Annotated in this window: 17 protein-coding genes and 2 pseudogenes; 7 read left to right on the top strand and 12 right to left on the bottom strand. The window is 72.9% G+C overall.

Annotated elements, in window-relative coordinates; translation table 11 throughout:
- Positions 1-144 precede the first annotated feature (144 nt).
- The 6 genes from BAY60_RS05435 to BAY60_RS05410 form a co-directional block, all read right to left on the bottom strand.
- Positions 145-876, bottom strand: a complete 732-nt coding sequence (locus BAY60_RS05435; protein WP_112279686.1) for a hypothetical protein — start codon at positions 874-876, stop codon at positions 145-147.
- The gene (sigM, locus tag BAY60_RS05430) at positions 873-1,475 is read right to left on the bottom strand and encodes an RNA polymerase sigma factor SigM (protein ID WP_112279685.1); all 603 of its coding nucleotides are present in this window, start codon (positions 1,473-1,475) and stop codon (positions 873-875) included. Before sigM ends, BAY60_RS05435 begins: the two co-directional genes overlap by 4 nt.
- Positions 1,476-1,507: 32 nt before the next feature.
- Positions 1,508-3,049 carry a protein kinase family protein gene (locus BAY60_RS05425; RefSeq protein ID WP_112279684.1) on the bottom strand — a complete coding sequence of 514 codons (1,542 nt, stop codon included), beginning with the start codon at positions 3,047-3,049 and terminating at the stop codon, positions 1,508-1,510.
- 118 nt (positions 3,050-3,167) lie between these two features.
- The gene (gene murJ / locus BAY60_RS05420) at positions 3,168-5,030 is read right to left on the bottom strand and encodes a murein biosynthesis integral membrane protein MurJ (protein WP_112279683.1); all 1,863 of its coding nucleotides are present in this window, start codon (positions 5,028-5,030) and stop codon (positions 3,168-3,170) included.
- Positions 5,031-5,437: 407 nt separating this feature from the next.
- Entirely contained in the window at positions 5,438-7,558 is a 2,121-nt protein-coding gene (locus BAY60_RS05415) for a DUF6049 family protein (RefSeq protein WP_112279682.1), read from the bottom strand.
- A complete protein-coding gene (locus BAY60_RS05410) occupies positions 7,555-8,058 on the bottom strand; it encodes an NUDIX hydrolase (protein WP_112279681.1) in 504 nt (167 codons plus the stop codon). Before BAY60_RS05410 ends, BAY60_RS05415 begins: the two co-directional genes overlap by 4 nt.
- A 101-nt stretch (positions 8,059-8,159) precedes the next feature.
- Between BAY60_RS05410 and BAY60_RS05405 the strand changes: the two genes are divergently transcribed.
- Positions 8,160-9,605: a CCA tRNA nucleotidyltransferase gene (locus tag BAY60_RS05405; RefSeq protein ID WP_112279680.1), complete on the top strand. Its 1,446-nt coding sequence runs from the start codon at positions 8,160-8,162 to the stop codon at positions 9,603-9,605.
- Positions 9,602-10,909, top strand: a complete 1,308-nt coding sequence (locus tag BAY60_RS05400) for a sensor histidine kinase (protein WP_112279679.1) — start codon at positions 9,602-9,604, stop codon at positions 10,907-10,909. Before BAY60_RS05405 ends, BAY60_RS05400 begins: the two co-directional genes overlap by 4 nt.
- Here the strand turns inward: BAY60_RS05400 and BAY60_RS05395 are convergent.
- The 3 genes and pseudogenes from BAY60_RS05395 to BAY60_RS05385 all read right to left on the bottom strand — a co-directional run bounded on the left by BAY60_RS05395 (position 10,887) and on the right by BAY60_RS05385 (position 14,340).
- A complete protein-coding gene (locus BAY60_RS05395; RefSeq protein WP_112279678.1) occupies positions 10,887-12,827 on the bottom strand; it encodes a TNT domain-containing protein in 1,941 nt (646 codons plus the stop codon). The genes BAY60_RS05400 and BAY60_RS05395 overlap by 23 nt on opposite strands.
- 45 nt (positions 12,828-12,872) lie before the next feature.
- Positions 12,873-13,145, bottom strand: coding sequence for a YbaB/EbfC family nucleoid-associated protein (locus tag BAY60_RS05390; RefSeq protein ID WP_112279677.1), 273 nt, complete (start codon positions 13,143-13,145; stop codon positions 12,873-12,875).
- A gap of 11 nt (positions 13,146-13,156) precedes the next feature.
- A pseudogene (locus BAY60_RS05385) lies at positions 13,157-14,340 on the bottom strand (MFS transporter).
- A gap of 186 nt (positions 14,341-14,526) precedes the next feature.
- Here BAY60_RS05385 and BAY60_RS05380 point away from each other — a divergent pair.
- Positions 14,527-15,105: pseudogene (locus tag BAY60_RS05380) on the top strand (YqgE/AlgH family protein); the annotation flags it as partial.
- Between the two features lie 43 nt (positions 15,106-15,148).
- On the opposite strand, the gene BAY60_RS05375 reads toward BAY60_RS05380, so the two are convergent.
- Positions 15,149-15,577: an SdpI family protein gene (locus BAY60_RS05375; protein ID WP_112279675.1), complete on the bottom strand. Its 429-nt coding sequence runs from the start codon at positions 15,575-15,577 to the stop codon at positions 15,149-15,151.
- A 65-nt stretch (positions 15,578-15,642) separates the two neighbouring features.
- Between BAY60_RS05375 and BAY60_RS05370 the strand changes: the two genes are divergently transcribed.
- Both BAY60_RS05370 and leuS read left to right on the top strand, forming a co-directional pair.
- Positions 15,643-16,782, top strand: a complete 1,140-nt coding sequence (locus BAY60_RS05370) for an esterase-like activity of phytase family protein (RefSeq protein ID WP_112280734.1) — start codon at positions 15,643-15,645, stop codon at positions 16,780-16,782.
- Between the two features lie 142 nt (positions 16,783-16,924).
- Positions 16,925-19,774 carry a leucine--tRNA ligase gene (leuS, locus tag BAY60_RS05365; protein WP_112279674.1) on the top strand — a complete coding sequence of 950 codons (2,850 nt, stop codon included), beginning with the start codon at positions 16,925-16,927 and terminating at the stop codon, positions 19,772-19,774.
- Between the two features lie 10 nt (positions 19,775-19,784).
- On the opposite strand, the gene BAY60_RS05360 is transcribed toward leuS, so the two are convergent.
- Positions 19,785-20,528 carry a TetR/AcrR family transcriptional regulator gene (locus tag BAY60_RS05360; protein WP_112280733.1) on the bottom strand — a complete coding sequence of 248 codons (744 nt, stop codon included), beginning with the start codon at positions 20,526-20,528 and terminating at the stop codon, positions 19,785-19,787.
- Positions 20,529-20,840: 312 nt separating this feature from the next.
- Between BAY60_RS05360 and BAY60_RS05355 the strand changes: the two genes are divergently transcribed.
- Both BAY60_RS05355 and ptsP read left to right on the top strand, forming a co-directional pair.
- Positions 20,841-21,749, top strand: a complete 909-nt coding sequence (locus tag BAY60_RS05355; RefSeq protein WP_112279673.1) for a ribokinase — start codon at positions 20,841-20,843, stop codon at positions 21,747-21,749.
- 46 nt (positions 21,750-21,795) lie between these two features.
- Complete coding sequence (gene ptsP, locus BAY60_RS05350; protein ID WP_112279672.1) at positions 21,796-23,430, top strand: phosphoenolpyruvate--protein phosphotransferase; 1,635 nt, start codon at positions 21,796-21,798, stop codon at positions 23,428-23,430.
- Positions 23,431-23,438: 8 nt separating this feature from the next.
- Here ptsP and BAY60_RS05345 read toward each other — a convergent pair whose 3' ends face one another.
- The gene (locus tag BAY60_RS05345) at positions 23,439-24,098 is read right to left on the bottom strand and encodes a DUF1707 SHOCT-like domain-containing protein (RefSeq protein ID WP_112279671.1); all 660 of its coding nucleotides are present in this window, start codon (positions 24,096-24,098) and stop codon (positions 23,439-23,441) included.

The following is a 24,098-nucleotide window of genomic DNA, read 5'->3' as shown; positions in this document are numbered from 1 at the left end:
CCGTGACCTCCGCTTCGACAGACCTGGCTACCAGCCTCAACACGATCGTAGGCGTGGGTGTTCCCTACGGTGACGTGTGCCGCCGCGAAACGGGCCCGTCCTCCCACGACGTGGAAAGACGGGCCCGTGACGTGCATGTTCGTGTCAGTTGCCGCCCTTGCCGATGATCTCGTCGCGCAGCAGGCCGGGGTTGTCCTGACCACAGTCGGCGGCGAGCGCCACCAGGCGGTACTGCGCCACCTGGCCGGTGGTGTAGAGCACGATGACGGCGGGCTTGCCGTCGATCGTGGCGGGCCGGATGCCCGCGGGCTTGCGGTCCGGGTCGATGCTGTTGGCCTCGAGACAGGCGTCGAGCCGCTGCTCGTTCTCCAGCGGCCCGAAGTCGCGGACGCCGAGAATGCCGCCGGGGGCCGGCAGGTCGCCACCGGTGCTGCTGGGAGCGGGCTCGGCGATACCACCCGTCTCGTTGCCCGTGCCGTCCGGCACCGTGATGAGCACACCGGCCACCACGGCGGCCGCGGCGGCGAGCAGGCCCGCTCCCCAGCCCGCGCGGCGGTTGCGGCGCCTGCGCGCGGCGTCGATGCCGACGACGTTCGACGACCCTCGCGCCTGCGCCTCCTGGGCGAGTGCGGCGTCGATCCGGGCCGCGACGTCGGCGGGCATGGGCTCGGCCGGGGCGGCCGCGAGCGTGCGGAGGTCCGTGGAGGTGGCCTCGAGCGCGTCGATGACGGCGCGGGCCTCGGGGTCGGCGTTCACGCGTGGCCACAGTTCGGCCGCCTCGTGCTCGTCGAGCACTCCGGCATGCAGGTCGGCGAGCACGTCGACAGACCACGGGGGGCCGACGGCCCCACCCGACCCCCTGTACTCGTCCGTCATCGTCCCTCCCCGTGTTTGCTTTCGTGAGTTGGGACGTCGCCGGTCGAGTCCGGGTTCCGCAGATGCCCGAGAAGTTTGGCGAGTTTGGCACGGCCCCGGGCGCACCGGCTTTTCACGGTTCCCTCGGCGATGTTCAGCAGTTTCGCCGTCTCGGCCACCGAGTATCCCTCGACGTCCACCATCACGATCGGCACGCGCTGGTCGTCGGGAAGCTGGTCGAGTGCGTCGGCGATCACCAGCCTCGTCTCGCGTTCGGCCATCGAGTCGCGCGGCACGGCGGGTTCGTTGTGGCCCTGCTCGGGCAGCGGCACCGTCGGTCTGGCCTGCCGCCTGCGCACGCGGTCGAGGCAGGCGTTGACCACGATCCGGTGCAGCCATGTGGTGACCTGCGACTCGGCGCGGAAGTTCGCGGCCGCCCTGAACGCGGAGATGAACGCCTCCTGCAGCGCGTCCGCCGCCTCCTCGGGGTCGCGCACCGTCCGCAGCGCCACGGCCCACATGCGGTCGCGATGCCGCCGTACCAGTTCGTTGAACGCCTGCGGGTCACCGGCTGCGTGCGCGGCTATGAGATCGGCATCAGTGGGCGCTGCTGCGGTCACCCGGAGAGACTACTAAGGGTCGGCGTGCGGGTTCATGCGGCAGGCAGGAAGGTGACCTCGCCGATTTCCGAGGCGTGCTCGGGTGCCTCGCCGGACAGCGTCGTGATCCACACGAACACGTACCGCGTCGACGCAGGCTGTTGCAGGGACAGTTCGGTCTCGGTGCCGTCGAGCGAGCCGGAGGCCACGACCCGTGTGGCGTCCAGCGGCGGGTTCGCCTCGTCCGCGACCCGGATCTCCACGGCGGTGCCAGGGCTCTCGGCGGTGATGCGCACCTTCGACAGGTTGATCGGCTGCTCGAACGTCGCGACGAGCCCGACGCCGGACTTGAACGTGGGGAACTGCTGCTTGTACTCGTCGGTGCGCCAGGCCGTCGCCGGGTCGCCGTCGATGGCGAGACCCGCCTCGTCGACGCTGTCGCCCTCGCCCTCCGGGTTGTAGACCGCGACGTCCGCGGGCGTCACCGGCTGCCCGGTGGCACCCGCGGGCGGCTTGGCCGGCTGCTGCTTGTCCTCCGGCGGTGGCTGCTGCCGGGCCGTGCTTTGCTCGGCCAGGTTCACCTTGGGCCCGCTGGCGCCCGGATCGTCCTGGAAGAAGCTGATGGCCATCATGCCGAGCCACGCCAGGATGCCCACGGCGGCGACCACGAGCACGGTGACACCCAACGCGAGCTTTCGGCGTCTCGCCGCGTCCTTGACCGGCCGTTTCGTCGTCCAGACGGTGCCGTCCGGGTCGACGCTGGGGTCCTTGCTGATGAGCCTGGTGCGCTCCTCGGCCTCGGCGGCCTGCTCCAGCATCCGGAGGATGGCGGCACTGGTCCGGATGCCGCCGTGCCCGCCGTCCTCGATGGTGCGTACGGCCAGCGCCGAGAGTTCCTGCGGCACGCGCGGCTCCAGCGACTTGGGCGGCACGACCCTGCCGGTCGGGGAGCGTGGCGCGGCCGGCACGGCTGGAGGTCCGCCCTGCAGCGCCCAGCGCCCGGTGAGCAGCAGGTACAGCACGGCGCCGAGCGCCTTCACGTCGTCGCGCAGCGTGGCGTCGGGCAGCGGGCCGGGAAACGCCAGCCGCAGCCTGCCGTCCGGGGTGAGCCGCAGCCGCTGCGGGTGGTCGAGCCCGAGCACGAGCCCGGACTGGTGGGCCAGCTCCACGGACTCGGCGAGTGCCTGCACCATGCGCGCGGCGGTGGCCGGCTCCGCGGGCCGCTCGGCGACCAGGTCGATGAGGTCGGTGCCCTTCGTCCATTCGGCCACGACGATGCCGAGCAGCCCCTCGCTGGAGCTGATGCCGTTGCCGAGGCTGAGCACGTCGAGCACCCGTGCCACACCGGGATGGTTGAACTTGGCGGCGTGGGCGGCGCGTTCGAGGGTCCGCCGCCCGAGGCGGGCCGCCTCGGCGTCGGCCGGGTCGCCGACCAGCATCGTCAGCGCCACGTCGCGGCGCAGCTGCCCGTCCCGCGCCCGCCACAGGTGGGCGCCCGCGCGCTCGTCGATGCCGAACTGGGCAAGCAGCCGGTAGCGGCCGTCGCCGACCACCCCACCGGGCGCCAGCGATCCACCCCGTGTACTCGTGCCCACTCGGGTCGGACCCCCTGCCTTCGCTCGCCTCCAACTCCTCGTGCACGAGGGTACGTGAACCCGGCCCCGGACGTGCGATGTGCGGCATGCGGACGGCAACCGCGTCCGCACGGACGGGCTACGCGCGGCGGAGCAGCCGGGTGATCCGGCGGGTGACCGGGGTGAGCTCGTCCACCTTCAGCGCGATGAGGACCCCGAACGAGACGGCGATGCCGACGATGCCCTGCAACACGAGTTTCACCCAGGCGCCGAGGATCGCGCCGAGGGCGTCCGGCACGACCATGCCGACGAGGGAGGCGGCCAGCGCCCCCAGACCGCTCGCGACGACGGTGAACAGGATGACGCCGAGCACGCGCTTGCTGCGCAGGTTGCCGAGCTTGACCCACAGCCACACCTGGCCGAGCACCGCGCCGACGACGAACACCAGCGAGTTCACCATCATCACGCCGAGCACCACGTTCACCGGGTGCAGCACACCCGAGGCGAGGTAGAGCAGCGGGATCTTGACCGCGGTCATCACGACCATGATCAGCGTCGGCGTGCGGGAGTCCTTCATCGCGTAGAACACGCGCATCTGCAGCATCACCAGCGCGTACGGCAGCAGCCCGAACGCCGAGATCGCGAGCGCCTGGCCCAGGCGTTCGGCGTCGGCGACCGAGCCCTTGCCGAGCGCGAACAGCGCGATGCCGATCGAGGTGCCCGCCACCGCCATCACCGCCGAGACGGGCAGCAGCAGCAGGGTGGTCAGCCGTGAGCCGTAGGAGAGGTCGCCGACGAGCCTGCGGTAGTCGCCGTCGGCGGCGGCCCTGCTCATCTTCGGCATCAGCGCGGTGAGCAGGGACACGCCGATGACGCCGTACGGCAGCTGGAAGAGCAGCCACGCGTTGGAGTAGATCGAGGGGCCGCCCGCGGCGCCCGCGGTGAGCACCCTGGTGTTGACGACCATGCCGATCTGGCTGACCACGACGTAGCCGAGGATCCACGCGGCGAGCCCGCCGAACTCCTTGAGCCGCTCGTCGATGCCCCAGCGCCAGCGGAACCGGAAGCCGGAACGGCGCAGCGCCGGGATGAGGAACATGGCCTGCGCGACCATGGCGGTGAGCACGCCGATGCCGAGTACGAGCACCTTCGGATCGCTCATCCGCGTCGGGATGATCGTCGGGTCGCCGGGCACGATCGCGAAGGTGCCGATGGTGGCGAAGATGACGAGGTTGTTCACCACCGGAGCCCACTGGGCGGGCCCGAAGATCTGCTTGGCGTTGAGCACGGCCGACAGCACCGCGAACAGCCCGTAGAACAGCAGGCCGGGCAGCAGCAGGTAGGCGAACCACGTGGCCAGCTGTGGGTTGGCGTCGCCGGTGTCGTCCATGAGCAGGCTCGTGAGCCACGGTGCGCACGCCGTCGACACGACGGCGCCGACCCCGAGCACGGTGAGTGCCATCGTGACGAGCCGCTGGGTGTAGGCCTCGCCGCCGTCCTCGTCGTCCTGCGAGCGCACCAGCAGCGGCACCACCACACTGGTGAGCACGCCGCCGAGCAGCAGCTCGTTGATGATCAGTGGCAGCGTGTTGGCGACGGTGAACGAGTCGTACAGCACGCCGAGCGTGGCCACCCACGCCAGCATCACCTTCCACGCGAAGCCGGTGATGCGGCTGGTCAGCGTGGCGATGGCCATGCGGCCGCTCGCCTTGGCCAGCGACGGGGCCTTGGCGGGCTCCTCCTTGGGCCGCTCCAGCTGGACGGCGGGCAGCCGGTCGCCGATCGGCTCCGACGGCCGTGGCCCGTCCAGGATGCGCGGCATCATCCGCGTGGCGAGCTCGTCGTAGGGCCGCAGCACGTCCGGATCGGCCGCGGGCCACCGGACCCCGGGCGGCACTCCCCGGTCGCGCGGGATGAACATCGTCGCGTCGCCCTGCCTGCTGGGCGGGGGCGTCTGCGGGGGCGGCTGCCGCCGCTGTTCCTCCTGCCGCCACGGGCGCACCGGCGCCTGCCTGCGCGGCGGCGGCTCGCCAGGCCTGCCCCGGCGCGGGGGCGCGGCCGGGGGTTGTGCGGGCGGCTGCGCGGGCGGTGGCTGCTGCCGGGCGGGTACCTGCCTGGTGCGGGGCGGAGGGGGTGGCATGCGCCGCGGCGGCTGGCCGTTGCTCCGGGGATCGGGCTGCCCCTCGCGGCCCCGTTCGGCAGGGGGCGGCTGCCTCCTGCGTTGCGGCGCAGGAGGCTGCTCCCGGCCGTCGGGTGGCGGCCTGCGTCCTGAACGGCCTGGTGGAACACGGTCCGGACGCGGAGGCCTCCCCGCACGCTCGGGCGGCAGGCCCGGCTCTCTGTCCAACACGCGCCCCATCACTCAGCGGTCAAGCGGTCGCTTCAGGGTAATCCGGGTCGGCCCGAAACTCAGGACCGATCGGCCTTACGGCGGCTTACCCGCTGGTAGATCCGGCGGGCCGAGAGCAGGACCAGTGCGCCGGCCGCCGTCGCGGTCAGCACGACGGTGACCACGCCGAACTCGTTGGACGTGAGTTCGAGCCGTGCGGGCGAGCCCAGCCGTGTGCCGCCGGGTGTCACGAGCGACACGTCGATGCTGAACCGCCCTGAGCGCAGCGCCTCGGCCGGGATGAGACGCGGCACACTGCTGTTGGCGGCGAGCACCGTGTCGGGCACGCGGGCAGGCCGCAGCCCGGCGAAGTTCTCGAGCCGGATCCGCACCGTGACGGCCACCGGCAGCGTGTTGGTCAGTGTCACCGGCAGCGGGCTCGACCCGGAGGCGAGCGAGATGGGCTGCGACGGCGTGGCGACCGTCACCCGGCCCCGCAGCGCGTCCGCCTGGTGGGTCGCGTCGGCAGCGGCCGCCTGCCTGGCCCGGGGGCCGCGCCAGGTGGTCGAGGTGGCCCGCACCACGGCGTTGTGCAGTGGCTGGATCACCGACACCGGCTGCACCTGCCGGGTGGCGTCCACCGACATCGCGCCGCGCAGGTCGGCGGCGGTGTGTTCGACGGCCGACAGTTCCGCGATGACCCCGGAGCTGATCCCCGAGGTGCTTTCGACGGCCTCCTCACCCGCGGCCAGCGTGGCGCTGCCCGCCTGCGGGGCGGCGAGCACCTGCTCCAGCGGCGTCGGCTGGAGCATCCCGGCCGCGACCATCGCACCGAGCGAGTCCAGCAGCGCGCCGAACTCCCCGACCGGCGCGTCCCAGGCGTGTGGTGGGGCCGCGAGCACCGTGCCCCCCGGCTCTCCCTCGCCGAGACCGGCGCGGAAGGCGATGGCCGCGATGCCGTTCTGGGTGGCCACGTTCGGTTGGTCGGCCGGCGCGGTGGCGCTGGTGCCCCTGCCCCGGTCGCCCGCGAACGCGGCGGCGACGGCGGGGTCGTAGGGCACCACGGTGACGCCGGTGCCGTCGACGGTCGTCGGCCCGGCGAGGCCCTCCTCGCCCGACTCCAGCTGGGTGGGGTCGGCGACGATCGTGCGCGCGCCCGCGTCGGCGGCCCTGCGCAGGGCGGCGGTGTCCAGGCTGCTGCCCGGCCAGAGCACGCCGGGCCGCTGCTGCACGTCGAGGGTGCTCAGGATCGAGGCGCCGTTGAGTGCGTGCCGCACCAGATCGGTGCCCGAGCGCACTCGGGACAGTGCCGTCAGGTCCGCGTCGGCGTACGGGATCTGGATCACGCAGTGCCCCGCGACCAGGCTCTTCAGTGAGTCCAGCCAGCGCTTCGCGTGCTCGCGTCCTGTGCCGTCGACCCGCCCGCCCGGCGTCTCGACCTGGTAGCCCTCACGCATCGCGGCCACCGTGTCGAGCAGGTCGGGGTCGACGGCGAAGCACAGCGAGCCGAACAGGGGGCTGTCGCGCCGGGCGGCCGCCGCCGCGACGAGCGCGTCCAGCCGCCCGCCCGGCCGCAGCTCGTCGGCCAGCGCGTCGTCGGAGAGCACGACCCTGCCCTCGTCGGTCGTGCCCACGACGCGGGGCCGCGCGCCCGCGATCGGCCACAACATCGACAGCGGAGCGGGCCCGGCCTCGCTCGGCGGGTCGAGCACCGGCATCAGCAGGTTCAGCTCCGCCAGCCGGGCGGCGCCGCCGTAGTCGGGGGTGCCGTTGACGTTGACCAGCAGCGGGTAGACGCCGGGCGACGAGAGGCCCAGCTCCGCGGCGGGGACGGTGAGGGTGAACGACTTCCGCTGCCGCGGCTGCAGCTCACCGGTGATGCCGACCCATTCGGAGGCGCCCGCGTCGGCGGGGGGCGCCTCGGTGACGGACTGGGCGAGCTCGTCCTCGGTGGTCAGCGGCGCGCCGACCTGAAGCCGGGCCACCACGTCGGAGACGCGGCGGTCGCCGACGTTGGTGATGGTCGCGGTGACGGTCACCTGGTCGTCGGCAGGCGTCACCATGCGCGGAGCCAGCTGCTGGACCTCCAGGTGGAGCCGCTCGGGTGGCGGCTCGATGGTCTGCGCCGAGACCGGCCCGCCGAACAGTCCCTGCGCGAGGAGGAACACCAGCGCAAGCACGAACGCGCCGCCCCTCGTCACTCCGTAGCTCCCTCGAACATCTCTCGCGCCTTGCGGACCAGTTTGCGCTCGTCGGCGTAGGCAAGCCTGCTCTCGAGCTCGGGCAGCGGCACCCACGCGACCTCGGTCACCTCGACGTCCTCGTCGGACAGTTCGCCGCCGCCCGCCTCGAGCACGAAGTGGTGCACCGTCTTGTGCACGCGGCGCCGCTCGGCGACGAACCAGTAGTCGATGGTGCCCAGCGGATGCAGCACGTGCGCGGTTATACCGGTCTCCTCCTTCACCTCGCGCACGGCGGTCTGCTCGGTGGTCTCGCCGTCCTCGATGTGGCCCTTCGGCAGCGACCAGAGCAGCCTGCCCTGACGGTCGAGCCGCCCGATGAGCACGGCGTGCTCACGTTCCGGATCGACCACCAAGCCCCCGGCGGAGGTCTCGTTCACCGTGGTCAGCCGCCTGCCACGGCGGCGCCGGGACCGGCGTCCCGGTTTCGCGCCACCGGAGCGACCGGCCGATCCAGGCATGCTGCGATGCTAGAGCAAACGGCGGCGCCGGTACGCTGGCTTCTCGTGTCCGTGTTGATCCGCGTATGTAGTAAGAGCACCATGCCGGGGGTGGGATTCCGGTGAACGCCACCGCCGCCAAACAGAACGCGGTGACCGAGCTGATGCGCATCTCTCCGGTCGCCGACGAGCTGGCCGCACGGTTCGCCCGTGCGGGCCACCGGCTGTACCTGGTCGGCGGCAGCGTGCGCGATGCGCTGCTCGGAAGGCTCTCCCCCGACCTCGACTTCACCACGGACGCGCGCCCTGATGCCGTACAGCGGATCCTCGCCGGCTGGGCCGAGGCGGTGTGGGACACCGGCATCGAGTTCGGCACGGTCGGCGCCGCGAAGAAGGGCGCCACGCTGGAGATCACGACGTTCCGCGCGGATTCCTACGACCGGGTGAGCCGCAACCCCGAGGTGTCGTTCGGCGACACGATCGAGGGCGACCTGGTGCGGCGGGACTTCACGGTGAACGCCATGGCGATCGACCTGGCGGAGAAGAAGTTCGTCGACCCGTGTGGCGGGCTGGCGGCGCTGGGCCGCCGGTCGCTGGACACGCCCGCCACGCCGGAGGAGTCGTTCGCCGACGACCCGCTGCGGATGCTGCGGGCGGCGCGGTTCGTGGCGCAGCTCGGGCTCGAGCCCGCGCCGAGGGTGGTCAGGGCCATGACCGACATGGCGGGCGAGCTGGCCAGGATCACCGCGGAGCGGGTGCAGACGGAGCTGAGCAAGCTGGTGCTGGGGGTGGCGCCGAGGCGCGGCATCGAGCTGATGGTCGACACCGGGCTCGCCGAGCACGTGCTGCCCGAGGTGCCCGGGATGCGCTTGGCGATCGACGAGCACCACCAGCACAAGGACGTCTACCAGCACTCGCTCACCGTGCTGGAGCAGGCGATCGAGCTGGAGACCACGCACGAGCCCGCGACCGAGCCCGACCTCGTGCTGCGGCTGGCCGCGCTGCTGCACGACATTGGCAAGCCCGCCACCCGCCGGTTCGAGCCGGGTGGCGGCGTGAGCTTCCACCACCACGAGGTGGTCGGCGCCAAGATGACCCGCAAGCGCTTGCGGGCTCTGCGGTACTCGAAGGACATCGTCAACGACGTGTCCCAGCTCGTGTACCTGCACCTGCGCTTCCACGGCTACGGCAAGGGCGAGTGGACCGACTCCGCGGTGCGCCGCTACGTCACCGACGCGGGCGACCTGCTGCCCCGGCTGCACAAGCTGGTGCGCGCCGACTGCACCACCCGCAACAAGCGCAAGGCCGCCGCGCTGCGCCGCGCCTACGACGACCTGGAGGAGCGCATCCAGCGCATCGCCGCGGAGGAGGACCTCGCGCGCGTGCGGCCCGACCTCGACGGCAACGAGATCATGCGCATCCTCGGCATCCCGCCGGGACCGCTGGTCGGCAAGGCGTGGAAGCACCTCAAGGAGCTGCGGCTGGACCGGGGCCCGCTCGACCACGACGAGGCGGTGGCCGAACTCCACCGGTGGGCCGCCGAGCAGGGGATCGAGCGCGCCGAGTGAATCCGGACGGGCCCGCGCGAAGACGGGGCGGCTTCCTCGCCTCCCTGCTCCGGCGCGGCGCGCCCGCGCTGGCGACGGCAACCACGGAGCTGCCGGACGAGGTCGCCGACCCTGCTCCGATGCGGGCCCTGCGGCGGATGCAGCACATGGCGGCGGGGGCCGCGGACGGCGCGTTCCAGGACACGCTGCTGCTGCGGGCCGCCCGGTACGTCGCGCTCGTGCCGCTGGCCTACCGGCTCGTCGCGGTGCCGGGTGCCTTCGCGGCGTTCGCCGCGCGGGGCGGAGGGGGCACGCGAGCGCTGGTGGTGGTCGGCGCCGTCGCCGCACTGTCCTTCGCGCTGAACGCCGGTGGCGCGTGGTGGCTGCTGCGCAGGGCCCCGTTCCGCGACCGGGCGGCGGGCAGGCTCCTCGCGCTGGACGTGGCGTTCACACTCGCCGCCAACCTCGCCGTTGCCGCGGCCGTGCCCGCGGAGGTCTTCGCCGCCGCCACGGAGGTCACGAGCAAGCACCTGCTCGGCGCCGTCGCGCTGCTGACCCTCGCCGTCGGCCTGCCCGCAGGCGCGGCGCTCGCGCTCGCGAGCATCCCGCTCGGAGCCGGCATGGCGTGGGCCTCGGGCGGAGGTTTCGACCTCACGGCGGGGTTCGCCGTACTGGGCACCGTGCTCGGCGTGCTGCTGACCGCGACCGGCGCGCTCGTGCTGCTCGGCCTCGGCACCCGGCTCGCGCTGGCGTACGGCATCCGCACCGGCAGGCTGGCCGAGCGGGCCGTGCAGCACCGCAGGTTGCACGACACGGTGCTGCAGGCCCTGGAGGCGATGGCGCTGCCGGACAGCGGCGACGCGGACACCCTGCGCAGGACGGCGCGCGCGGAGGCCACCGCACTGCGCCGCTACCTGGAGTCCGACAGCGGCGCCGAGGGCGGCCCGCTGGCCGAGAAGCTGGCCGCGCTGGCCGCGGAGATGGCGCGCGACGGGTTGCGGGCCCAGCTCGTCGCCGCCGAGCTGGACGACGCGACGCTGTCGGAGGTGCGCCAGCTCGCCGTGCGCGACGCCGTCCGGGAGGCACTGCGGAACACGCTCAAGCACTCGGGCACCGACACCGCCGTCGTGCGGGTCGAGGAGCGCGACGGCGGGATCGCGACGATCATCCGCGACCACGGCACCGGGTTCAGCCCCGGCGAGCGAAAGGCGGGGTTCGGCATCAGCGAGTCGATCACGGCCAGGCTCGCCGAGGTGGGCGGCACCGCCACCGTCGAGTCGACGCCCGGCAGCGGCACCCGCGTCACGCTCTGGGTGCCTCGCTGAGCCGCTCCATCGCCCCCGACTCGACGTGGTGGCCGACGGCCCGCGGCAGGAGGTAGGCGACCGCTCCTCCTGGCAGCGGCCCCCAGGGCAGCGTGACGCCGGTGAGCACGTGCACCGGGCGCCGCAGCACGTAACGATGCACGTCGAACTCGCGCTCGAACGCCAGCGACGTCTGCGCAAACGGCGTGCCGTCGGGATGCACCAGGTTGCCGCTCTCGTTGCCGTAGCGCTGCACGGTCGTGCCCTCCGGGAGCACGACGAGCCGCTTGCCGCGGTAGTAGGTCAGCGGCGGCTCGCCCCGCAGGGGAAGGATCGGCCAGTCCGTCGCGGTGGCGGGCGGTTCGTGTGCCTCGGCGTCGGCGGGCACGCCGAGCCGGGACCGGCCCGGTGCCAGCAGCAGCGCGCCGAGCAAGGCCTCGGCGGCGTGGTGCACGGAGGCGAAGGTGCGGGGGTCGACGGGCTCGCCGTTCGCGTGCCGCGCCACCTCCCAGCCGCCGGGCACCCGGCGCAGGCACCACGCGCCGTCGGCCTGCTGCCCGATCCGGTAGGCGCTGTCCGCGACGCCGTGCTCGGCGAGCCGTCTGCGCAGCACGGTCAGCACCTCGGAGGCGCGCAGGGGCCGCTTCGGCTCGCCGCCCCGCTCCAGCTCCTCCAGCGGGTCCCGTTCCGGCAGGTCGTCCAGGGTGCGTGGCGGGCGCGGCTGGCCGAGCAGGTCCGCTTCGGCGGTCGCCCGGAGCCGGGCGCCGACGTAGGGCAGCCGGTAGTCGTGCGCGCGGATGTGGTCGAGCAGTTCCTGCTGCGGCGGCACCCCGTACAGGCGCAGGTAGTGCGGCACGGCGGCGGGCCAGATCCAGGTGCCGTCGGTGTGGAAGGCGTCGGGCACTGCCGGCGGCGTTCCGGGCACGAAGATGTCGCGCAGCGGGCCCGGCCTGCTCACGGCCACCGGCGCACGGTAGAGGTAGCCGAGGATGCGCGGCACCTCCTCCTGCGGCACCGGTGGCCGGTTGACCACCGGCTTCTCGCCCTCGACGTGGCTGTCGACCACGGCGGCGTGCTGGAAGGCCACGTCCAGGGGCAGCCCGGCCTTCACCGCCAGCCAGGTGGGGACGTTCTTGCGCGGGAAGTAGCCCAGCTCGGCGTCGTAGCTGCGCGCGGTGGTACGGCCCAGCGGAGGCAGCCGCCAGTCCGGCTCGGTGTCGCCGTCGTAGTCGAAGTCGAAGTTCGACGCGTCGTCGAGGGTGAACGTGCCCTGGAACCACGTGCCGGTGTCGGGCTCGTACATCGCCGAGCGGAGCTGGCCGAAGAGCTGGCCCAGCTCGGGCGGGGCCGACAGTGACACGGCGACGTCGCCCGCGACGGCCCTGACCTCGAGCTCGGAGTAGTCGCCGACCTGCCGGAACTGCGCGCCGACCCGCTGCCAGCCCGGCGGAAGGAAGCCCAGCAGCGTGCGGCCGATGGCCCGCAGCAGTGCCTGGGTGTCGCCGCTTCCCGGCTCGCTGCGCGGCGCGGACGCCTCGGCGAAGTCGTGACGTTCCTGCCACAGCGCGGTGATGGTCTCCGGGTCGTCGGTGGTCGTGGTGAAGCCGGTGAGGCCCAGCTCCGCCGCGAGCCGCTCGTCGCGGCCCGCCCAGCGCAACGTCAGCTCCCCGTCGCCCGAGCGTGGCTCGACCCGGTAGGCCTCGTCGTCGAAGTAGCAGTAGGTGTGCAGCCCGAACGTCGCGGGCGCCTCGGCAGCGGGCACGACCTTCGCGGGCACGCCCTGCCATTCGGTGTCGAAGCCCTCCGGGGTTTCCTCCCCGTCCCGGACGGCCAGCAGCACGGTTCCGTCCGCCGTCGATCGTTGCGCGCGGAAGATCCCGCCGTTCCACAGCGCGTACAGCCCATCGGGGCGATCAGCCACCTCTACCCGGTAGCGCACGCCGGTTCCCCCCTCGTCAGTCCCCACAGTCGGCCTTCACACCAATTAAACCTGGCGTGCGGGCCGGGCGCGCTTCCGTGTCGGGCGGGGCGGAACCGGTGGCGGGGCCGTGGCCTCGGGCCGCTCCCTGGCTCTGCGCGTGCCCTCGCGGACCAGGTCGAGCACGGTCCGCGCGAGCGAGGCCGGGTCGGTGCGCTCGAACGCGGTCGGCGCGAACTCGAGCCCGGTGAGGGTTCCGGTGCCGTCGACGGTGGCCTGGACGAGCCCGTCCCGCGAAAGGACGGTCTCCTCCACCACGCGATTACCAGCCGTGGTCACAAGCGCTCACCCTAACGGGTGGCGACGAGGTATCCGGCGAGACCGACCAGGTAGAGCCCGATCGCCGCGCACAGCAGACCTGCCGAGTGCCCGTCGAGCGGAGCGAGCAGCGCGGCGAACGACACGGCGGCCACCTGGGTGACGTTGAACAGCGTGTCGTAGAGCGCGAAGACCCGGCCGCGGCTCTCGTCGCCGACGTCGGCCTGCACGGCGGCGTCCACGCACAGCTTGAGCACCTGGCCTGCCGCCGTGATGACGAACGCGGCGGCCAGCACGGTGGGCAGCACCATGGGCAGGCCGAGCACGGCCTGGGCCACGGCCGCCGTCAGCAGGGCTCCGGCCACGGCCCTGCGCCTGCCGAACCGCGCGACGAGCTTCGGGGTGAGCAGCCCGGCGAGCAGGATGCCCGTCCCGCCCATCAGCGCCAGTTGGCCGAGGCCCGGCAGCCCCGCCTTGAGCAGCCCGGCGTCGGTGAAGGAGTAGCGCATGAGCAGCACGGTGAGCATAGTGAGATGCCGAAGGCCGCGCGATGGGCCAGCAGCGCGAGCAGCCCGGCCCGCACGCTCGGGGTGTGTGCCGTGGCGCGGACGCCCGCGGCGAGCCCGGAGGCCACGGCCGTCACGGCGTTGGCGGGTTCGTCGACCCGGTCCGGGCCGAGGCTGCCGCCGGCGAACCGGGCGGCGAGCGCCGCGCCGAGCAGGGAGCCGAGCACCGCGAACGACGTCGTCCACGCCGAGCCGGTGTCCCCCGCGCCGAACAGGGCGCGCAGGCCGATCGCGGACGCCCCGCCGAGCACCGCCACCACGGCGCCGAGCGTGGCGGACAGGGCGTTGGCCGTGACGATCCGCGCGGCGGGCACCACGTGCGGCAGGGACGCCGAGAGGCCCGCGCCCGCGAACCGCGAGATGCCCATGACCAGCAGGGCAAGGCCGAACAGCGGCAGCCCCTCGACCCCGGCGCCGACGGCCGATGCGGCGGCGACGATGGCCAGGCCACGGGCGAGGTTGGCGACCAGCAGCACGCGCCTGCGGTCCCAGCGGTCGAGCAGCGCCCCCGCGAACGGACCCACCACCGAGTACGGCAGCAGCAGCGCGGCGAAACCGCCCGCGATGGTGAGCGCGTCCGCGGCGCGTTCGGGATTGAACAACACGGCGCCCGCGAGCCCGGCCTGAAAGGCGCCGTCGCCCCAGTGCATGGAAAAGCGCAGGTAGAGCAGCTTACGGAAGGCCGGGATGGCGAGCAGCGCGCGCGGAACGGCCAGTTTGGTCTTCACCTGCGTTCCCGCTGTCACGTCTTCTCAGCTTACGGGTTCCGCTGCCCGCCGCAGACCGCCGAAGCGACACAGCACCGTTACTCGCAGCGACCAGGCGGGTGGGATCATGTACGCGTGCGAGCGGACGCCGAGGTTGAGCCAGGCACACTCCTGGTCGCTGCCCCCACGATGTTCGACCCGAACTTTCGCCGGACCGTGGTGTTCGTGATCGACCACCGCGACGAGGGCACGCTCGGCGTCGTCCTGAACCGGCCCAGCGAGGTACCGGTGGACGAGGTGCTGCCCAGCTGGGGCGAGCACGTCGTCGAGCCGCAGTCGGTGTTCGTGGGCGGGCCGGTGGAGAAGAAGACGGCCCTGTGCCTCGCCGCACTGCGCACCGGCGAGACCGCGTCGAGCGTGCCGGGCGTCATCGCGGTGCGCGGACCGGTCGCGCTGGTGGACCTGGATGCCGACCCGGACGCGCTGATGCCGAAGGTGCGCGGGCTGCGGGTGTTCGCGGGCTACGCCGGGTGGGACTCGGGGCAGCTGGCCGGTGAGATCGACAGGGGCGACTGGCTGATCGTGCCCGCGCTGCCCGGTGACGTGCTGGCGACGCCGAAGCGGGACCTGTGGGGTCAGGTGCTGCGCAGGCAGGGCCTGCCGACCGCACTGCTCGCCACCCACCCCGGCGACCTGCAGCGGAACTGAGCGCTCGGCCGTAGACGAAGGAGACAGTGTTGAGGCCGCGGGGTCAGGAGGCTGGCTCGGCGGTGCTTCCCGTCAGCGCGGAGCAGCCGCCGCACGCGCAGCCCGCGCACCCGGCCGGTGCCTCGGGAGCCGGCGGGGCAGGCACCGCGGCCGCGGCCCGGTGACCGAGGATCCCACCGCCTGCCACCAGGGCGAACATGCCGAGCAACCCGATGACGGCGGCGACGATCGTGCCCGCCGTGGTGGGCATCGCCAGACCGGCCGCGCCGCCCGCGACACCGATGGCGCCTCCCGTCAGCGTCGGCAGCCCGGCGACGCGGTTGGCCACCCGGAACGCCTCGTCGCTGCGCAGGGTGGCCGGGGTGCGCACACCCGCGCCCCGGTCCCGGGGCAGCTTTCCGCGCAGACCGAGGATGCCACCCCAGCCGACGAGAACACCGAGCAGCATCGGAACGAGCGCGACCACGAACACGAGCCGAGAATACGTGCCATCTGGCCGACACCTTCCCGACACCCTGATGCGCTGTGCTGCACGCCATGCGCAGCAGAGCTCTCCTCACCGCCGTCCTCGGCGCACTGCCCCTCACCCTGGCGGCCGCCCCTGCCTCCGGCGCCGACCCCGGCCCGGTCCGGGTGCTCGGCGAGCGGACCATCGCCCACGGCCTCGCCTTCGCGGGCACCACCGTCGGCGGGCTGTCCAGCATCGACTACGACCCCCGCACCGGGCGGTACGTGCTGCTCAGCGACGACCGCTCGCAGGTGCAGCCCGCCCGCTTCTACACCGCCTCGATCGACGTCCGCGCCGACCGGCTCGGCGAGATCGCCCTCACCGGCACCCACCCGCTGACCGGAGCCGACGGCAGGCCGTACGCGCCTGCCACCGTCGATCCCGAGGAGCTGCGGGTGGACCCGTGGCGCGGCACCTACTACTGGAGCCAGGAGGGCGAGCGCAGCGGTGGCACCCTGCTCGACCCTTCCGTGCGCGAGGCGACCCGGACCGGCGGATACGTGCGCGACCTGCCCATCCCGGACAACGAGCGCATGAAGCCGGAGTCCGGGCCCCGGCGCAACCAGGTGCTCGAGGCCATGACGTTCGCCGCTCACGGCGCGCTCGTCGTCACCGCGCTGGAGGGCCCGCTGCTCCAGGACGGCCCCGAGGCCACGCCGGAGCACGGTGCGCTGTCCCGCGTCACCGTGCAGACCCGCATCGGCCGGGTGCTGGCGCAGTACGCGTACGAGCAGGAGCCGGTGTTCGCCACCCCCGCGCCCGGCGGGTCGGCCAACAACGGCGTGGTGTCGATACTCGCGGCCGACCGGCACGACCCCACCCGCTTCCTCGTGCTCGAACGGGCCTACGTCAGCGGCGTGGGCAACCGGGTCCGCATCTTCGAGATCGACACCAGCGGCGCGACCAACGTGCTGCGGGTGGCCTCGCTCGCGGAGGAGGAACGGATCACGCCGGTGCACAAGCGGCTCGTCGCCGACCTGGCCGACCTGCCACTGGAGCACGTCGACAACATCGAGGGCATGACCTGGGGGCCGAGGCTGGTCACCGGGGAGCGCAGCCTGCTGCTCGTGAGCGACGACAACTTCTCCGGCGGGCAGGTGACGCAGGTCATCGCGCTGGCCGTGGACGAGGGGCTTGGGAAAACGCGGTGGTCCGGGCGGCTACGATGAGACCGTGAGTACGGCCAGCCTGCTCCTTAGCCGGCCGCGCTGACCGGGCATTTCCCGGCCGGCGCGGCGAACCCCTCACGCCCTTGCGGCTGGGGGGTTGCGTTCTTTCTGGAGCGGGGCAGGTACACGGAAGGGTTCGGCGATGACAGAGGGCACCGAGGCGACTCCGGCACACCGCTACACGGCGGCGATGGCCGGCGAGATCGAGCGGCGCTGGCAGGACTACTGGACCGACCACGGCACGTACCACGCGCCGAACCCGAACGGCCCGCTCGCCGAGGAAGCGACGCAGATCCCCTCGGACAAGCTGTTCGTGCAGGACATGTTCCCGTACCCGTCGGGCTCGGGCCTGCACGTCGGGCACCCGCTGGGCTTCATCGGCACCGACGTCTTCGCGCGCTACCACCGGATGACCGGCCGCAACGTGCTGCACACGATGGGCTTCGATGCGTTCGGCCTGCCCGCCGAGCAGTACGCGGCGCAGACCGGCACGCACCCGCGCACCACCACCGAGGCCAACATCGAGCGGTACCTGAGCCAGATCCGCAGGCTGGGGCTGGGCCATGACGAGCGCCGCCGCATCGCCACCACCGACGTCGAGTACTACCGCTGGACGCAGTGGATCTTCCTGCAGATCTTCAACTCGTACTACGACGAGAAGCAGGACAGGGCGCGGCCCATCGCGGAGCTGGAGAAGGAGTTCGCCGACGGCACGCGCGCCACGCCCGACGGCAGGCCGTGGGCCGAGCTGTCGCGCGTCGAGCAGCGGCGGATCATCGACGAGCACCGCCTGGTGTACATCTCGGAGGCGCCGGTCAACTGGGCGCCGGGCCTGGGCACCGTCGTCGCCAACGAGGAGGTCACCGCCGACGGCCTGACCGAGCGCGGCAACTTCCCGGTGTTCCGCAAGAACCTGCGCCAGTGGATGATGCGGATCACCGCCTACGCCGACCGGCTGCTGGACGATCTGGACCTGCTGGACTGGCCCGAGAAGGTCAAGACCATGCAGCGCAACTGGATCGGCCGGTCCCGCGGCGCCAACGTGCGCTTCGCCGCGGGCGACGAGACGATCGAGGTCTTCACCACCCGCCCGGACACGCTCTTCGGCGCCACCTACATGGTGCTGGCGCCGGAGCACCCGCTGGTGGACAGGCTGGCCGCCCAGCAGTGGCCGGAGGGCACCGACGAGCGCTGGACCGGTGGCGCCGCCACCCCGGCCGAGGCCATCGCGGCGTACCGGGCGGAGGCGGCCCGCAAGTCGGAGCTGGACCGCCAGGAGAGCCGGGACAAGACCGGCGTGTTCACCGGCGCCCACGCCGTCAACCCGGTCAACGGCGAGCCGATCCCGGTGTTCATCGCCGACTACGTGCTGATGGGCTACGGCACGGGCGCCATCATGGCCGTGCCCGGCCAGGACCAGCGGGACTGGGACTTCGCCACCGCGTTCGGGCTGCCGATCATCCGCACCGTCGACCCCGGCGAGGGCTTCGACGGCGAGGCGTTCACCGGCGAGGGCCCGGCGATCAACTCCTCGAACGAGGACCTGAGCCTCAACGGGATGGGCGTCGACGACGCCAAGAAGGCGATCATCGGCTGGCTGGAGGAGAAGGGCCACGGCGAGGGCACCGTGCAGTACAAGCTGCGCGACTGGCTGTTCGCCCGGCAGCGGTACTGGGGCGAGCCGTTCCCGATCGTCTACGACGAGAACGACCTGCCCGTGGCGCTGCCGGAGAGCCACCTGCCGGTGGAGCTGCCGGACGTGCCGGACTACGCGCCGACGACGTTCGACCCGGAGGACGCCGACTCCGAGCCGCAGCCGCCCCTGGCCAAGGCCACCGACTGGGTGGAGGTCACCCTGGACCTTGGCGACGGCCCGAAGAAGTACCGGCGCGACACCAACGTGATGCCGCAGTGGGCGGGCTCGTGCTGGTACCAGCTGCGCTACGTCGACCCGACCAACGACGAGCGGTTCGTCGACCCGGAGAACGAGCGCTACTGGATGGGCCCGAGGCCCGCTGAGCACGGCGTCAGCGACCCCGGCGGGCTGGACCTCTACGTCGGCGGCGTCGAGCACGCCGTGCTGCACCTGCTGTACTCCCGGTTCTGGCACAAGGTGCTGTACGACCTGGGCCACGTCTCGTCGCAGGAGCCGTACCGCAGGCTCTACAACCAGGGCTACATCCAGGCCTACGCCTACACCGACGCGCGGGGTGTCTACGTGCCCGCCGACGAGGTGACCGAACGCGACGGGAAGTTCTTCCACGGCGACGAAGAGGTCACCCAGGAATACGGGAAGATGGGCAAGAGCCTGAAGAACGTCGTCACCCCGGACGAGATGTCCGAGAACTACGGTGCCGACACCTTCCGGTTCTACGAGATGTCCATGGGCCCGCTGGACGACTCCCGCCCGTGGGCCACCAAGGACGTCGTCGGCGCGCAGCGCTTCCTGCAGCGGCTGTGGCGGCTGGTGATCGACGAGGAGACCGGCGCGCTGCGGGTGTCCGACGCCGAGCTGACCGAGAGCGACCTGCGGCAGCTGCACCGCACGGTCGCCGGGGTTCGCGACGACTACGCCAACCTGCGGTTCAACACGGCGGGCGCCAAGCTCATCGAGCTGAACAACTACGTCACCAAGGTCTACGGTGCCGCCGGTGCCACACCGCGCGGGCTGGCCGAGCCGCTCGTGCTGATGCTCGCGCCGATGTGCCCGCACCTCGCCGAGGAGCTGTGGAACCGGCTGGGCCACCCCGACTCGCTGGTGCACGGGCCGTTCCCGGTGCCCGACGAGAAGTACCTGGCCGACGAGACCGTCGAGTACCCGATCCAGGTCAACGGCAAGGTGCGCTCGCGGGTCACCGTCGCCGCCGACGCGGGCAAGGACGACGTGCAGGCCGCGGCGCTGGCCGACGACAAGATCGCCGCGCAGCTCGGCGGCAAGGAGCCGCGCAAGGTGATCGTGGTGCCCGGCCGCCTCGTCAACGTGGTGGTCTGAGCGGCGCAGCTCAGGCGGGCGGCAGGCCGATCTCCCTCGCGAGGTCGGCCAGCAGCGCGTCGAACAGGGCGTCGGGTTTGGACACCGGGATCGGGTAGTTGCCGAAGACCTCGAGCGTGACGTGCCCGTACAGCCGCGCCCAGAACTGCATCATCAGGTACGTCGTGCCGAGCGTGAGGCGGTCGGCGGGCACGGTGACGCCGGACGACGACAGGGCCGACACCAGCGAGTCGCGGTAGGCGGCGAGGTCCTCCCGCAGCTCCGGCGGCACCACGTCGTCGGAGGGCAGGGCGACGTCGTGTGCCGAGAGCACCTCGCCGGCCGCCAGCAGGAACACCCGGCCGAACGGCTCGCTGACCTGCTTCAGCGTGGCGACGCTGCCCTCGGCGGAGCCGGTGCCACCGGTGGGCGAGGCGAACACGAGCGTGAACTCGCTGGTGTGCGTGAGCGCCCACCTCCGGAAGCCCTTGCAGATGGCGAACAGCTGCTGGGTGCCGTCGTCGGCGAGGCCGGTGATCTCGGCGGCGAGCTGGTCGCCGAGGTCGGAGATGACGTCGAGCCGCAGGTGCTCCACGAGGTCGTCGCGGGAGCCGTAGTAGCGGTAGAGGGCGGGCGCGGTGATGCCGAGCTCGCGGGCGATGGCTCTCAGCGTGACGGCCTCGGGTCCGTGTTCGACCAGCAGCGCCCGCGCCGTCTGCCGGATCTCCCTGTCGGTCGCCGCACGTTCGCGGCCCCGCCGTGCGGGCCTGTTCATGACGCACCCCGTCGAGCTGGCCGAATCCTCATGATCCCGGATCCGGGCAGTGTAGGACGTGGAACCGACGATCAGGGCGCCGCCGGCACCGATCACTCGGGGGGCTACGTGACCGGTGCCGGCGACCCGATGTCCGACCGGTCCTGGGGACCGGGGCCGGACAACACCCCGCGCGAACGCGTGGTGTCAGGGGAGAGCCCACCTCGCCGCGACGATGACGCCTCGACCCCGAACTCACTCGAAAGAGTGAGCCGGGTGGTGGACGCTCGCCTGATTGTCGCATCCCGCACCCGGAAAGTTACAAAGTGATTCATGTCTGTGTCTCCCCGCGGCTCGTGGCAGGCTGGCACCGTGCAGACCCAGGTGCTCGTCGTCGGTTCCGCGAACGCCGATCTCGTCGTGGCCACCCAGCGCCGCCCTGCCGGCGGTGAGACGGTACTGGGCGGCGACACGCGGACACTGCCAGGAGGCAAGGGCGCCAACACGGCCGTGGCGGCGGCGCGGCTGGGTGCCGACGTCGCCCTGCTCGGCGCCGTCGGCGACGACGGCCATGGCCGCCTGCTGCTCGACTCGCTGCGCGGCGCGGGCGTGCGGACCGGGCTGGTCCGGGTCGTCGACCGGCCGACCGGCGTCGCCTACATCACCGTGACCCCGGACGGCGAGAACGCGATCCTCGTCTCGCCGGGCGCCAATCAGGAGGTCGAGCCGTCGGCGGTCGACGCGGCGCTGCCCGGCGCGGGCGTCCTGGTGGCGTCGATGGAGATCCCGCTGCCGACCGTCGAGCACGCCGTCACCGCGGCCGCCGAGGCGGGCGTCCGCACGGTGCTCAACCTGTCTCCGGTGGCGAAGGTCGCGGGGGCCACGCTCGCCGCGCTCGACGTGCTGCTCGTCAACGAGCACGAGGCGGCCTGGCTGCTCGGTGCCGAGTCGGCCGACCCGGCCGGGCTGCTGGAACTGGGCCCGCGCTCGGCCGTGGTCACCAGGGGACCGCGGGGCGCCGTCGTCGTGACGGCCGAAGGACTTACCGAGGTGCCGTCGCCGGAGGTCGAGGCCGTCGACACAACCGGAGCGGGCGACGCCTTCGCCGGTGCGCTGGCCACGGGAATCGCGAGGGGGGCCGCGCTTGCCGACGCCGTCCGCACAGCTGTGCGCGTGGCCGCCATCTCGGTCACCCGGCATGGCGCCCAGCCTTCGTATCCGGCCGCGTCCGAACTAGAGTGATCCGGCACAGTCCAGAGGAGGATCATGTACCGGTATGGTCTAGACCATGTCTAGCGGGAGTCTTTCGGGAGTCGGCGTCAGCCCCGGCCGTGCGAGTGGTCCCGTCGTCAAGGTCACGGAGTCGATCCGCGAGCCCGCGAGCACCCCGGGTCCCGAGGACCCGTACGCCGAGGCCGCGCTGATCGCCCCTGCCGCGCAGACCGTCGCTGCCCGGCTCGAGGCCATGGCGGCATCCGCCACCGGCGACGCCTCCACGATCCTGACCACGACCGCCGCGATGGCCGACGACCCGGCACTCGTCAGCCAGGCCGAACAGCTGGTCACGGCGCAGCGCATCCCCGCGGCGCGCGCGGTCTACGAGGCCGCCGGCAACTTCGCCCACGCACTGGCCAGCGCGGGCGGGTACATGGCCGAACGCGTGCGCGACGTCGAGGACGTCCGCGACCGGATCATCGCCGAACTGCTCGGCATCGAGCCGCCCGGCGTCCCCCAGCTGGACTCGCCCAGCGTGCTCGTGGCCAGGGACCTCGCTCCCGCCGACACCGCGAGCCTGGACCCGGCCAAGGTGCTGGCCCTCGTCACCGAGGAGGGCGGCCCCACGAGCCACACGGCGATCCTCGCCCGCTCGCTCGGCATCCCCGCCGTGGTCGCCGTGCGCGGCGTGCTCGCCTACGACGCCGAGGCCGTCGCGGTCGACGGCGACACCGGCGTCGTCGAGGCCGTCGACCCGGGCGCGCCGGTGGTGGCCGCCACCGCCGGCGGCGCCGTCGAGTGGGACGGCACCGGCCGCACCTCCGACGGCCACATGGTGAAGGTGCTCGCCAACGTGGGCGCCCCCGCCGACGCGCGTGCCGCCGCCGAGGCGGGCGCCGAGGGCGTCGGGTTGTTCCGTACCGAGTTCAGCTACCTCGACGCCGACGACGAGCCCTCGGTGGAGCAGCAGCGCGCCGCCTACGTGGCCGTGCTCGAACCGTTCCGCGGCAAGCCGGTCATCGTGCGCACGCTCGACGCGGGTGCCGACAAGCCGCTGGCGTTCCTCGACCCGGACGTGGAGCCCAACCCTGCGCTCGGCGTGCGCGGTGTGCGGGTGGCGTTCGACCGGCCCGGCGTGCTGGACCGCCAGCTGGAGGCCATCGCCGGTGCGGCAGCCGAGTCGGGGGCCGACGTCTCGGTGATGGCGCCGATGGTCGCCACGGCCGAGGAGGCAGCCTGGTTCGCCGAGCGGGTCCGTGCGGCGGGCATCGCCAGGGCCGGAGTGATGATCGAGGTCCCGGCCGCCGCGCTCACCGCGCGGGAAGTGCTCGACGCCGTCGACTTCGTCTCCATCGGCACCAACGACCTCGCCCAGTACACCTTCGCCGCCGACCGCCAGCTCGGCGCGGTGGCGAAGCTCAACGACCCGTGGCAGCCGGGGCTGCTGCGCCTCATCGCGCTCGTCGGCGAGGCCGCGAAGGCCACCGGCAAGCCCGCGGGCGTGTGCGGTGAGGCGGCGGCGGATCCGCGGCTGGCGAGGGTGCTCGCCGGGCTGGGCGTGACGAGCCTGTCGATGAACGCCGCGTCCGTGCGGGCCGTGGGCGCGAGCCTGGCGGGCGCGTCACTGGCCGACTGTGAGCGGGCGGCGCAGGCCGCGGTGGCGGCCCCGACCGCGGCCGACGCGCGTACCGCGGCGAAGGGCGCCTGACTCGCGGCTCAGCCGAAGAGGCCCCTGCGCGGGTAGCGGATCGTCAGCGAACCGCCGTGGACCCGGCCGGTGAGCACGAACCTCGGCGTGCCGGGCCTGCCCGTGGAGTTGGTCTTGTCGTCGATCGAGGCCCACTTCAGCTCGGTGACGCCGTTGAGGTCCACCGCGGCGTGCTCGGGGATCGTCACGGTCACCGAGCACCATTTGGTGTCCAGCTCGACGTGCACCACCGGGCTCGCCAGCTCCGCCTCGGAGAAGTCCAGCTTGGCGTCGCCGTACTTGTTGCGCACGACGAGCTCGGCGGGCACGTACCAGCGGCCCTTGCGCACCAGCGACGAGCCGTGTGCCTTGAGCTCCAGCACGTCCCCCTGCGGCCGCGGGCCCGGCGGCGGAGCGGCAGCCGGTGCCGCGAACCCCGTGACCACCGCGTCGGTGTGCATCAGCCCGGGCAGATCGACGAGGACGGCGTTCAGCTCGCCCCGCGTCCGCGCCGCCAGTGCGATGTCGGTGCGCTCGGTGAACTCGTCCAGGTCGAGCATCCCCCGCCCGATCGCCTTCTGCAGCAGCTCGACGACGTGTTCGCGCTCCGCGTCGGACACCCTCAGATTGCGCTGCCGCTCCTGCTCGCGTGTGAGCGCCTGGCCCGCAGCGTCTTCACCCTCAGCCAC

Origin of the sequence: Prauserella muralis, assembly GCF_003202285.1 — a bacterium.
Classification (GTDB): Bacteria; Actinomycetota; Actinomycetes; order Mycobacteriales; family Pseudonocardiaceae; genus Prauserella_B; species Prauserella_B muralis.
Note: the sequence above shows the minus strand (reverse complement) of the source record. Positions and strands in the feature narration are given on the sequence as shown.

What these genes read in the sequence shown, in the direction of transcription:
- ptsP (WP_112279672.1), top strand. Translation starts at nt 21,796, where the DNA reads ATGTCTAGCGGGAGTCTTTCGGGAGTCGGCGTCAGCCCCGGCCGTGCG.
- BAY60_RS05410 (WP_112279681.1), bottom strand. Translation starts at nt 8,058, where the DNA reads ATGCCTGGATCGGCCGGTCGCTCCGGTGGCGCGAAACCGGGACGCCGG.
- BAY60_RS05435 (WP_112279686.1), bottom strand. Translation starts at nt 876, where the DNA reads ATGACGGACGAGTACAGGGGGTCGGGTGGGGCCGTCGGCCCCCCGTGG.
- BAY60_RS05355 (WP_112279673.1), top strand. Translation starts at nt 20,841, where the DNA reads ATGTCTGTGTCTCCCCGCGGCTCGTGGCAGGCTGGCACCGTGCAGACC.
- BAY60_RS05370 (WP_112280734.1), top strand. Translation starts at nt 15,643, where the DNA reads ATGCGCAGCAGAGCTCTCCTCACCGCCGTCCTCGGCGCACTGCCCCTC.
- BAY60_RS05360 (WP_112280733.1), bottom strand. Translation starts at nt 20,528, where the DNA reads ATGAACAGGCCCGCACGGCGGGGCCGCGAACGTGCGGCGACCGACAGG.
- leuS (WP_112279674.1), top strand. Translation starts at nt 16,925, where the DNA reads ATGACAGAGGGCACCGAGGCGACTCCGGCACACCGCTACACGGCGGCG.